The organism is Streptomyces sp. NPDC059037, from assembly GCF_042740015.1.
Classification (GTDB): Bacteria; Actinomycetota; Actinomycetes; order Streptomycetales; family Streptomycetaceae; genus Streptomyces.
In genome coordinates, this window is the sequence record NZ_JBHYIG010000157.1 from 1 (window position 1) to 11,336 (window position 11,336).

Annotated in this window: 9 protein-coding genes and 1 pseudogene; 6 read left to right on the plus strand and 4 right to left on the minus strand. The window is 71.0% G+C overall.

The genetic code is table 11. From position 1 onward, the window contains the following. The 4 genes from sucB to ACFWY6_RS27905 form a co-directional block, all read left to right on the plus strand. Nucleotides 1-1,514: 2-oxoglutarate dehydrogenase, E2 component, dihydrolipoamide succinyltransferase (sucB, locus tag ACFWY6_RS27890; protein ID WP_384695749.1), on the plus strand; the 1,514-nt coding region annotated here is incomplete at its 5' end. 137 nt (nucleotides 1,515-1,651) lie between these two features. Then, on the plus strand, nucleotides 1,652-2,275 hold the full coding sequence (locus ACFWY6_RS27895; protein WP_266867793.1) for a GntR family transcriptional regulator: 624 nt from the start codon (nucleotides 1,652-1,654) through the stop codon (nucleotides 2,273-2,275). Between the two features lie 291 nt (nucleotides 2,276-2,566). After that, complete coding sequence (gene aceE, locus ACFWY6_RS27900) at nucleotides 2,567-5,272, plus strand: pyruvate dehydrogenase (acetyl-transferring), homodimeric type (protein WP_384695752.1); 2,706 nt, start codon at nucleotides 2,567-2,569, stop codon at nucleotides 5,270-5,272. An 83-nt stretch (nucleotides 5,273-5,355) separates the two neighbouring features. Continuing rightward, nucleotides 5,356-6,330 carry a helix-turn-helix transcriptional regulator gene (locus ACFWY6_RS27905; RefSeq protein ID WP_384695755.1) on the plus strand — a complete coding sequence of 325 codons (975 nt, stop codon included), beginning with the start codon at nucleotides 5,356-5,358 and terminating at the stop codon, nucleotides 6,328-6,330. A 60-nt stretch (nucleotides 6,331-6,390) separates the two neighbouring features. On the opposite strand, the gene ACFWY6_RS27910 is transcribed toward ACFWY6_RS27905, so the two are convergent. Then, nucleotides 6,391-7,344 carry an SDR family oxidoreductase gene (locus ACFWY6_RS27910; protein ID WP_384695757.1) on the minus strand — a complete coding sequence of 318 codons (954 nt, stop codon included), beginning with the start codon at nucleotides 7,342-7,344 and terminating at the stop codon, nucleotides 6,391-6,393. 132 nt (nucleotides 7,345-7,476) lie between these two features. Here ACFWY6_RS27910 and ACFWY6_RS27915 point away from each other — a divergent pair, with 132 nt between their 5' ends. Continuing rightward, the gene (locus tag ACFWY6_RS27915) at nucleotides 7,477-8,001 is read left to right on the plus strand and encodes a DUF4240 domain-containing protein (protein ID WP_384695791.1); all 525 of its coding nucleotides are present in this window, start codon (nucleotides 7,477-7,479) and stop codon (nucleotides 7,999-8,001) included. A 10-nt stretch (nucleotides 8,002-8,011) separates the two neighbouring features. Here ACFWY6_RS27915 and ACFWY6_RS27920 read toward each other — a convergent pair whose 3' ends face one another. From ACFWY6_RS27920 to ACFWY6_RS27930, 3 genes are all read right to left on the minus strand, one after another. After that, nucleotides 8,012-8,803, minus strand: a complete 792-nt coding sequence (locus tag ACFWY6_RS27920; protein WP_384695760.1) for a peptidoglycan recognition protein — start codon at nucleotides 8,801-8,803, stop codon at nucleotides 8,012-8,014. A 247-nt stretch (nucleotides 8,804-9,050) separates the two neighbouring features. After that, the gene (locus ACFWY6_RS27925) at nucleotides 9,051-9,905 is read right to left on the minus strand and encodes an SDR family NAD(P)-dependent oxidoreductase (RefSeq protein WP_384695762.1); all 855 of its coding nucleotides are present in this window, start codon (nucleotides 9,903-9,905) and stop codon (nucleotides 9,051-9,053) included. 51 nt (nucleotides 9,906-9,956) lie between these two features. Then, nucleotides 9,957-10,748 carry an SDR family NAD(P)-dependent oxidoreductase gene (locus ACFWY6_RS27930; RefSeq protein ID WP_384695767.1) on the minus strand — a complete coding sequence of 264 codons (792 nt, stop codon included), beginning with the start codon at nucleotides 10,746-10,748 and terminating at the stop codon, nucleotides 9,957-9,959. A 145-nt stretch (nucleotides 10,749-10,893) separates the two neighbouring features. Between ACFWY6_RS27930 and ACFWY6_RS27935 the strand changes: the two are divergent. Then, nucleotides 10,894-11,232 (plus strand): annotated as a pseudogene (locus ACFWY6_RS27935) (TetR family transcriptional regulator); the annotation flags it as partial. Nucleotides 11,233-11,336 lie beyond the last annotated feature (104 nt).

Sequence of the window (11,336 nt, forward strand, 5' to 3'; positions counted from 1 at the left end):
ATCCGCCCCCCGCCCGGGGGCCCGCCACACCCCGAGCGCGCCGGGGGGCCGCCCCCCCCCCCCCCGCACCGGCCCCCCCCCCCGCGGCGCCGGCTCCGGCCCCCGCCCCGGCCGCTGGCGCCACCGGCACCGACGTGACGCTGCCCGCCCTGGGAGAGTCCGTCACCGAGGGCACCGTCACCCGCTGGCTGAAGGCCGTGGGCGAAGAGGTCGCCGAGGACGAGCCGCTGCTCGAGGTCTCCACGGACAAGGTCGACACCGAGATCCCCTCGCCGGCCGCGGGCGTGCTGCTCGAGATCGTCGTGGGTGAGGACGAGACCGCCGAGGTCGGCGCCAAGCTCGCCGTCATCGGTGCCGCGGGTGCCGCTCCGGCCGCTGCGGCTCCGGCTGCCCCGGCCGCCCCGGCCCCGGCCCCGGCTCCGGTTGCGCCTGCCGCCCCGGCTGCTCCCGCCGCTGCCGCTCCGGCTCCGGCTCCGGTCGCGCCCGCCGCCCCGGTCGCGCCCGCCGCCCCGGCCCCGGCTCCGGTCGCCCCGGCCCCCGTCACCCCGGCCGCTCCGGTCGCGCCCGCCGCGACCTCGCCCGCCGAGGACGGCGCGTACGTCACGCCGCTGGTCCGCAAGCTCGCGGGTGAGCACGGCGTGAACCTCGCGGACGTCAAGGGCACCGGCGTCGGTGGCCGCATCCGCAAGCAGGACGTCATCGCCGCCGCCGAGGCCAGGAAGGCCGCCCCGGCTCCGGCCGCCGCCGCTGCCCCGGCCGCGTCGAAGGCCCCGGCCCTGGAGGTCTCTCCGCTCCGCGGCCAGACCGTCAAGATGACCCGCATGCGCAAGGTCATCGGCGACAACATGATGAAGGCGCTGCACTCGCAGGCCCAGCTGACCTCGGTCGTCGAGGTCGACATCACCAAGCTGATGAAGCTGCGCGCCAAGGCGAAGGACTCGTTCGCGGCTCGCGAGGGCGTCAAGCTCTCCCCGATGCCGTTCTTCGTCAAGGCCGCCGCCCAGGCGCTGAAGGCCCACCCGGTCGTCAACGCCCGGATCAACGACGACGAAGGCACCATCACGTACTTCGACTCGGAGAACATCGGCATCGCCGTTGACGCCGAGAAGGGTCTGATGACGCCGGTCATCAAGGGTGCGGGCGACCTGAACATCGCCGGTATCTCGAAGAAGACCGCCGAGCTGGCCGGCAAGGCCCGTGGCGGTGGCCTCACCCCGGACGACATGTCCGGCGCCACCTTCACGATCTCCAACACCGGTTCGCGCGGCGCCCTGTTCGACACGGTCATCGTGCCGCCGAACCAGGCCGCGATCCTCGGCATCGGTGCCACGGTGAAGCGTCCGGTCGTCATCAACCACCCGGACCTGGGCGAGACCATCGCCGTCCGTGACATGACGTACCTGTCGCTCTCCTACGACCACCGTCTGGTGGACGGCGCGGACGCCGCCCGCTACCTGACCGCGGTCAAGGCGATCCTGGAGGCCGGCGAGTTCGAGGTCGAGCTCGGTCTGTAGTCCTACCGCCCCGTAGGGCTGTAAGACTCGTCTCATCAGCGCGTACGCCCCCGTTCGGAGCCTTCCGGACGGGGGCGTCGCCGTATTGTCTAGGGGTCACCACGCCCTGGGGCGCTGCCCCCGCCGGAGGAGCCCACATGACCGCGCCCGTTGTTCACTCGCTGCGCGAACAGATCCGCGAGCACATCGTGGAAGGGATCGTCAGCGGGCGCTGGAAGCCGGGCGAGCGGATCGTGGAGCGCCGGATCGCCGTTGAGCTGGAGGTCTCGCAGACCCCGGTCCGTGAAGCTCTCCGGGAGCTCGAGACGCTGCGGCTCATCGAATCCGCTCCCAACAAGGGTGTACGCGTACGCAACTTGACGGCGGCCGACCTGGAGGAGAGCTACCCGGTCCGTGCCGGCCTGGAGGCGATCGCCGCCGAACTGGCCGCGGAGAGCCTGGCCGAGGACTGCTCGGCCCTTGAGCCCCATGTGGCCGCCTTGTACGAGGCCGACCGGGCCGCGGACGGCACCGCGCAGGTGCGGCACACGGTGGGCTTCCACCGGGAGCTGGTGCGGGCCGCGGACAACTCCGTGCTCCTGCACACCTGGGAGGGCCTCGGCATCGAGGTCTTCACCGCGCTGTCGATCCGCTGGCTCGGCACGGTTCAGCAGTCGTACGCGGAGGAGCACGAGGCCCTGGTCTCCGCCTTCCGGCGCCGCGACCCCGCGATCGCGGACCTGGTGAAGGCCCACGTGCTCGGCTGCGCGCCGCGCGCCTGACCCCCTCCCGCAGGGCTCCCGCTCATCCGCGGCCGACCCGCTCATACGTGCTCTCACCTGCGGGAACCCTTTAAATCGAAGGCACCGCGTGCCCGCTTTTATGGCACCGGATGCCTACTTTCTGAATATGAAGGAGTTTTCGCCTTCAACCCTTTGATCGATCATCGATCACGGAGTTACAGTCTCCGACGGGCTCTCACCAGAGCCCTCCGCCCTGTCCTGCCAAAGACCTAGGGCAACCCCACCCCTTACCGAAACAGGGGACCCCCTCCGACTCAGGAAGGCGGCGACATGACCGACCCCTCCGCAATCCAGCCGAGCGAGCTCGACCAGCTCCCGGACCGCGACCCCGAGGAGACCGCCGAATGGCAGGCCTCCCTGGACGCCGTTACGCAGGCGGCCGGGCCGCACCGTGCCGCGTACCTGATGCGCCGCACGCTGGAGCGCGCCGAGGGCGCGGGCCTGGCGCTGCCCAAGCTCCTTGAGACCGACTACGTCAACACCATCCCCACCTCCGCCGAGCCGTCCATCGACGGCGACGAGGAGATGGAGCGGAAGATCGCCGCGTGGAACCGCTGGAACGCGGCCGCGATGGTGACGCGTGGTTCGAAGCACGGCGTCGGCGGCCACATCGCCACCTTCGCCTCCGCCGCCTGGCTGTACGAGACCGGCTTCAACCACTTCTTCAAGGGCAAGGAGTCCGGCGAGGCCGCCGGCTCCGGCGACCAGCTCTACATCCAGGGCCACGCATCGCCCGGCATCTACGCCCGCGCCTTCCTCGACGGCCGGCTGAACGAGACGCAGCTCGACAACTTCCGGCAGGAGGCGGGCGGCAACGGCCTGCCCTCCTACCCGCACCCGCGTCGCCTGCCCTGGCTGTGGGAGTTCCCGACCGTCTCCATGGGTCTGGGTCCGCTCTCCGCCATCTACCAGGCGCGCTTCAACCGGTACCTCACCAACCGCGGCATCAAGGACGTCTCCGCCTCGCACGTGTGGGCGTTCCTCGGTGACGGCGAGATGGACGAGCCCGAGTCGACGGCGGCCCTCGCACTGGCCGCGCGTGAGGGTCTGGACAACCTCACCTACGTCATCAACTGCAACCTGCAGCGCCTCGACGGCCCGGTCCGCGCCAACTTCCGCGTGGTGCAGGAGCTGGAGGCCCAGTTCCGCGGCGCCGGCTGGAACGTCATCAAGGTCCTGTGGGGCAACGCCTGGGACGAGCTGTTCCGGCTCGACACCACGGGCGCGCTCGTCCGCCGCCTGCGCGAGGTGCCGGACGCCCAGTTCCAGACGTACGCGACGCGCGACGCCGCGTACATCCGCGAGCACTTCTTCGGCGCCGAGCCCGCGCTCGTCGCCCTCGGTCAGCTGCTGAGCGACGACAAGATCAGCGAGTGCTTCCACCTCTCGCGCGGCGGCCACGAGGCCCGCAAGGTCTACGCCGCCTACCGCGCCGCGGTCACCCACACGGGCGCGCCGACCGTGATCCTCGCGCAGACGGTCAAGGGCTTCACGCTGGGCAAGGGCTTCGAGTCCAAGAACGCCAACCACCAGATGAAGAAGCTCACGGTGGACGAGTTCAAGGACATGCGTGACCTCCTTGAACTCCCCATCTCCGACAGCCAGTTCGTGGACGGCCAGGTGCCTTACGGCCACCCGGGCGCCGACTCCCCCGAGGTCCGCTACCTCCAGGAGCGCCGCGCGGCCCTCGGCGGTCCGGCCCCGGCCCGCCTCACCCAGCCGCTCGCGCCGCTGCCCGCCCCCGCCGACAAGGCCTTCGCCGCGTTCGACAAGGGCTCCGGCAGCCAGTCGATGGCGACGACCATGGCGTTCGTACGTCTCGCCAAGGACCTGATCCGCGACAAGGAGACCGGCAAGCGCTGGGTGCCGATCGTCCCCGACGAGGCGCGCACCTTCGGCATGGAGTCGCTCTTCCCGTCGCTCGGCATCTACTCGCCCAAGGGCCAGAACTACGAGCCGGTCGACCGCGACCAGCTGATGTACTACCGCGAGGCGAAGGACGGCCAGATCCTCAACGAGGGGATCACCGAGGCCGGATCGATGGCGGACTTCATCGCCGCGTCGTCGTCGTACGCGACGCACGGCGAAGCCATGATCCCCTTCTACATCTTCTACTCGATGTTCGGCTGGCAGCGGACCGCCGACCAGATGTGGCAGCTCGGCGACCAGCTCGGCCGCGGCTTCCTCATCGGCGCCACCGCAGGGCGTACGACGCTGACGGGTGAGGGTCTGCAGCACGCGGACGGCCACTCGCCGGTGATCGCCGCGACGAACCCCGCCGCCATGTCGTACGACCCCGCCTTCGCCTACGAGGTCGCGGCGATCGTCAAGGACGGTCTGCGCCGGATGTACGGCGAGGCGGCCCCCGGTGAGGACCAGAACGTCTTCTACTACCTCACCGTCTACAACGAGCCGATGCCGCAGCCCGCGAAGCCCGCGGGTGTGGACGAGGGCATCGTGCGCGGTCTGTACCGGTTCAACACCGCTGAGACGGCCGGGCTCTCCCCCGCCGGCAACGCCGCGCGCATCCAGCTGCTCGGCTCCGGCACGGCCATCCACTGGACCCTCTCCGCGCAGAAGATGCTCGCCGAGGAGTGGGGTGTGGCCGCCGACGTGTGGTCCGCGACCTCCTGGACCGAGCTGCGCCGCGACGCCCTGGAGGCCGACGAGGCCATCCTGCGCGGCGAGGAGCGTACTCCCTACCTGCGTACGGCACTTGAGGGTGCGCAGGGTCCCGTGCTCGCCGTCTCCGACTACATGCGCCAGGTCCCCGACCAGATCGCGCAGTGGGTCGAGCAGGACTACTCCTCGCTCGGTGCGGACGGCTTCGGCCTCTCCGACACGCGCGACGCCGCGCGCCGCCACTTCGGCATCGACGCCGAGTCGATCGTCGTCGCCGCGCTCGCGCAGCTCGCCCGTCGCGGCGAGGTGCCCGCTGCCGCGGTGAAGGAGGCCCGGGCCAAGTACGGCCTGTAAGCCTTCGGCTTGACGCTTGATACGTGCGCGGGTCCCCACCGTCTGGTGGGGGCCCGCGTTCGCGTGCGCGGCATCATGGGTCCATGCGCGCTGCCCGCCTCATCAAAATGGTGCTGCTGCTTCAGGCACGGCCCTCCATGACCGCCGCCGAACTCGCGGCCGAACTCGAAGTGTCCGAGCGGACCATCACGCGGGACGCGCAGGCGCTGTCGGAGGCGGGCGTTCCGGTGTACGCCGACCGGGGGCGGGCCGGTGGCTACCGGCTCATCGGCGGGTATCGCACACGCCTTACCGGGCTCGGGCGCAGCGAGGCCGAGGCGCTGTTCCTGTCCGGAGTGCCGGGCGCGCTGCGGGAGATGGGCCTTGAGGACGCGGCATCGGCGGCCCGGCTGAAGGTGTCGGCGGCGCTGATGCCCTCGCTGCGGGACGCCTCGCAGAACGCATCGCAGCGGTTCCATCTGGACGCGCCGGGGTGGTTCAAGGAGACGCCCGCCCCCGAACTGCTGCCCGCGGTCGCGGACGCGGTGTGGGACGACCGCCGGGTCACCGCCCGCTACCGGCGCCAAGAGGCCGAGGTGGAGCGGGAGTTGGAGCCGTACGGGCTCGTGCTCAAGGCGGGCGTCTGGTACTTGTGCGCGCGGGTTCCCGACTCCGGGGCGTACCGCGTGTACCGCATCGACCGGTTCGCGTCGATCGCCTCCGGCGAGGAACGCTTCGTACGCGATGAGGAGTTCGACCTGCCGGGCTTCTGGGAGGAGCGGGCCGCGCAGTTCGCGCGGGCGATCCTGCGGTCCGAGGTCGTGGTGCGGCTCTCCGAGGCGGGGGTGCGGCACCTTCCGTACGCCACCGATCCCGCGTCCGCGCGTGAGGCCATGGAGTCGGCGGGTGAGCCCGACGCGGCGGGCCGGGTGACGGTCACCCTGCCCGTCGAGAACGAGGACGTGGCGTTCACCCAGCTCATGGCGCTCGGGCCGGAGGCGGAGGTCATCGCGCCCGCGGGTCTGCGGGCGCGATTCGCGCGGGCGGCGGAGCGGATGACGGGGCTCTACGACTCCTGAGGGTTCTACGACTTCTGAGGGCTCTACGACTCCTGAGGGTTCTACGACTTCTGAAGATTCTTACCGGTAGCCGGTGACGTCGGCGGTCTTGCTCTCCTGGTCGACCTCCGTCAGATAGCGCCAGGCGTCCGGCGCCGAACCGTCGACGTCCGTGAAGCCGTACTCCTTGGCGAGACCGCCGCTGGAGAGCGACTTTCCGTTCCAGCGGGCCACCTCGGGGTCGGAGGCGAGCGCGACGAGGGCGCGGCCCACGAAGGTCGGCGTCTCGGAGATCGCGAAGTGCGGGTTCTGCTCGCAGCCGTCCTGCCAGTTCTCCTCGCTCACGCTGAACGCGGTGTCGAGCATGAACTCCGAGCGCAGCCAGCCGGGGGTCAGACAGAGCGCCGTACAGCCGTACTCCCCGACCTCCTCGGCGAGGCCGCGCGCCATCCGCAGCGGGGCCGACTTGGCCAGGTCGTAGTAGAAGGGCTTGCGGTAGTTGGGGCCGTTGTACTCCTCGGTACCGTCGGTGACCTCGACGACGAGGCCGCCGGGGTTCCTGACGAGCAGCGGCAGCGCGAACCGGCTGGTGACGATGTGGGTCTCGACGCCGAGGCGGAGGATGCGCATCCCCTTGTCGAGGTCGTGCTCCCACATCTTCTTGTCCCACTCGACGTGGACGTCACCGCCCCAGATGTCGTTGACCAGGATGTCGAGGCGGCCCTGCTCCCGGTCGATCCGCTCGACCAGGGCTTCGACCTGCTCGGGCTCCAGATGATCGGTCGGTACGGCGATGCCCTTGCCGCCGCCCGCTCCCGCTCCCGCCTCAGTGACCAGCTCGGCGGTCTCCTCGATGGTCTCGGTGGTGCGGCCGACCTCACTGGTGTGCTCGCGGGTCGTCCGTCCCGTCACATACACGGTGGCCCCTGCACGGCCGAGCTCCACGGCCATGGCCCGGCCCGCGCCACGGGTGGCACCGGCGACGAGGGCGATCTTTCCGGTCAGTCTGTGCGGAAGTGCGCGTGTGGTGTCCATGGTCCGAGGCTGCCACCCAATGCCGACACCTGCTGTCGGGTTTTCCATGGGCATGTGCACGCATAACGAGACAGTCGCATCCGCCGCACTCCGCGTGCGTACCCATCCCCCAGGACCGATGCTTGTCCCGTGATGGACGAGACGGAGTTCTGGGAGATCGTGGACCGCACCCGCGTGGCCGCCGAGGGCGACCCCGAGGACCACGCCGACCTGCTCGTCGAGAGGCTGCTCGAACTCGAACCGGACATGGTGCTCGACTTCGCCCGTCACTTCGAGGCGCGCTACAACCGCGCCTACCGCTGGGACCTTTGGGGCGCCGCCTGGATCCTGCTCGGCGGCGTGAGCGACGACGCCTTCGACTACTTCCGGTGCTGGCTGATCGGCCAGGGGCGTGAGGTCTTCGAGGGCGCCCTGCACGACCCCGACTCGCTCGCGGATCTCCTGGAGGACTTCGACGAGGAGATCGACGGTGACGGCGAGGAGCTCGGGTACGCCGCCGACGAGGCATACGAGCAGCTCACCGGCGTCGTCACCCCCGACCTCGGCATCGCACCGGCCCCACCGGAGCCGGAGGGCACCCCGCTCGACTTCGAGAACAACAGCGTGATGGCCCAGCGCTACCCGAAGCTCTGGGTCGCGTTCGGCGGTATCGACTGAGGCTCGGTAGCTACCGGCCCTGCAGCCTCGCCGCCGTCTCCCTGATCGCGGGGAGCGCGGCCATCAGGGCGGCGCCCGGGCAGTACGTGTAGTAGCCGTCCCTGTGTCCGGAGATCGCCCGGAACTGCCCGCTGCTGCCCGCCCGGTACTTGCTGAGGCTGTGCGTGGAGACCAGCCGCACCGTCGACCGCGGGTCGATGTCCGAGAGCCCGAGCTTCCACGCGGCCAGCGCCGCCACGGCGTCGGTCATGGCCCGGGGAACCGGCGTCCCCTCCGTGAACGTCCCGATCGCCGCGATCCCCACCGACCCCCGGTTGAAACCCTGCGTGTGCGCCCCCACCACTGCTCTGTCGATCCCGCCGGCCCTCCCCTCGTAGATGGTCCCGCACCGGTCGACCAGGAAGTTGTAGCCGATGTCGTCCCAGTGCCTGCCTTCCGCCTGCCCCACGTACAGGTAGCGGATGATGCGCGGGGCATCCGCGCAGTCGTAGTCGTTCGGCGAGTCCGTGTGGTGCACGAAGACCGCGTCGACCCGGTCGGCGTACCGGGCGGGCGGCGGGTCCTGCACCGCCTCGGCCAGCCACTCGGCGCGGAGCACCACGGGAGGCTGTGCCACCGGATCCCTGGCGGGCCGCCGCACCCGCGTCGCAGCCGCCGGCATCAGGGAGTCCCGCCCCTTCACGCCGACCACCGCCCCGGTGACCCCGCCGAACTCCACCGGCCCGTCGGCCCGCGCCGCCGTCCCCGGCCCCACGGACACCGCGCATATCAGCAGCAGCGACACGGCCGCGGCCCCGGGCACACAGCACAACGCGACACGGGCCGCTCGGGCCACTCGCGCCGACCGCCCTGCCGCGACCACTCGGGCCCCCGCCGCGCGCACCGAGGACGGCACACGCCAGGCGGGTATACCTCGGAAGACACGCATGGTCCGACTCTCCGCCCGACCGGCCCCGCCCGCGATCCGCGGTATGCCACTTGGCTGAACGGCCGCCGGGCGCGGGTCGGCCGAACGGGCCCCGGCCTGGCTCGCCCGAAGCGGCTCCCGCTCAGACCCCGCCCGGCTCCTGCCCCGGCTCCTGCCCCGGGTTCGTCCGCGAGAGGATCATGTCCGTGCGCGGCTGGAGTGCCGCGTCGATCATCTCGGGCTGCGGAATGATCCAGTAACGGCCCTCCGCGGCCTGCTCGAAGACACGGCGTGCGTGCTCCTCGGGCGTGATCCCCTGGGTGTCGGCGCGCTGCTGCAACTGTTCGTTGAACTCCGCTGTCTCCGGCGGTGTGCCGTCCCCCGGCCGCGCGGCCCTGAATATCTCGCTCTTGACCGAGTCCGGCAGCACCACCGAGACCTGCACCCGCGCCTGCTTCATCCGCATCTCGTGGGCGAGGGACTCGGTGAGCGCGAGCGTCCCGAACTTGGTCACGCTGTAGGGCGCCATCAGAGGGCTCGGCAGCAGTCCGCCGACCGACGACACATTGAGCACCCAGGTCCGCGTGGACCGCTCGAGCAGGCGCGGCACAAAGGAACGTATGCCGTTCACATACCCGCCGATGTTGATCCGCAGGGCGGCGTCCCAGCGCTCGGCGGGGATCTCCCAGGAGTAGCCCATGGCCATGATCCCGGCGTTGTTGATCAGCATGTCGACCGCGCCGAAGCGGTCGTACGCACGGTCCGCGAGGGCGTCGACGGACAGCGGGTCGGCCACGTCGGTCACGACCGCCTCGACTTCGACGCCGGAGGCCCGCAGTTCACCGGCCAGGGCCGAGAGCCGGTCGGCGGCTATGTCGGCCAGGACCAGACGCATGCCGAGGGTCGCGGCGTGCCGGGCGAATCCGGATCCGATGCCCGCGGACGCGCCGGTGATGACGACGACCTTGCCCGCGAAGCTCTCGCTTGCCTTGCTCATGCTGCTCTTCCCTCAGAAGTGAGTGCCGCCAGAAGTGGGTGCCGCCGTCGGTCAGAAGTGGGTGCCGCCGTCGATGCGGACCTCGGTGCCGGTGATGAACTTGCCGTCCTCGGAGCCGAGCATCGCGACCACGGAGGCCACGGACTCCGGTCCCGCGAAGCCCTGGCCGATGGCCGGGGCGAGCTTCATGAACAGGCTCATGTCCGCGTCCTCGGGCAGGCCGGGGCCCACGCTCTGCCTGCTGGCGCCGCTGCCGTCGGTCATGCCGCTGGAGATGGAGCCGGGCTGGACGGCGGTGAAGCGGATGCCCTGCTTGCCGTACTCACTGGCGAGCGCGTGCGTCATGGACTGGATGCCGCCCTTGCTCGCCGCGTACGCCGCCATGTACGGGTGGGCGAACATCGCGGACGTGGAGCTGAAGTTGACGACGGCCGCGCCGTCGCCCTGCAGCAGGGCCGGTATCGCCTCGCGGATCACCAGGAACGTACCGACCAGGTTGACCTGGATGACGCGGTTGAAGGATTCCAGGCTGGTCTCGTGGGTGTGCGAGGAGCGGAGCACGCCCGCCGCGTTCACCAGTACGTCGAGGCCGCGGCCGCCGAGTGCGGTGACCGCCGCGGCGACGCCCTCGCGCACCGAGGTCTCGTCGGAGATGTCGACGACGAGGGTGGTGAGCCGGTCGGCCGCCGCGCCCGCCTTCTCGACGGTGTCCTTCAGGCCGGCCTCGCTGACGTCGGCGGCCACGACCTTGCCGCCCTCCTCCAGGATCCGCAGGACGGTGGCCTGGCCGATGCCCGAGCCGCCACCGGTGATCAGTGCGCGACGGCCTTCGTAGCGGTTCATGAAATTGCCTCCGATCAGCTCCGGGCTCCCCGGTCCTTCGATGGATCCGGCCTCCCCGGTCTCATTTCAATGTACGCCCGTCTGGCATGTTTTGCCATGCCGACAATTCATGTATCAGGGTGATGTCCGCGCGTAGGCTGCGGGCGTGAGCACCCAACCGACGCAGCCATCGCAACCGTCGCTGACCGAGCGCCGCAAAGCGGCCACGCAGCTCGACATCGCCCGCGCCGCCGCCGAACTCTTCGCCGAGCGCGGCCCGGACGGCACCACGGCCGAGGAGATCGCGGGCCGGGCCGGGGTGGCGCTGCGCACCTTCTACCGGTACTTCCGCAACAAGCAGGACGCGGTCGGCCCGCTCCTCGCGGGCGGCGGCGCGCAGTGGCGCACCCGTCTGGCCGCGCTCGATCCGGCCGCCGGAGTGGCGACGGCCCTTGAGCGGTCCATCGCCGACGCGCTCACCGCGGCGGACGGCCGCGCGGTCGAGGCCCGGGTGTGGAGGCGGGGGCGGGGGGGCGCCCCGCCCGACGAGACGCGCACTGTCGGCGGGTGGGTGAGGCGGTGACAGGGCGGGCAGGTGCGACGGTGTCC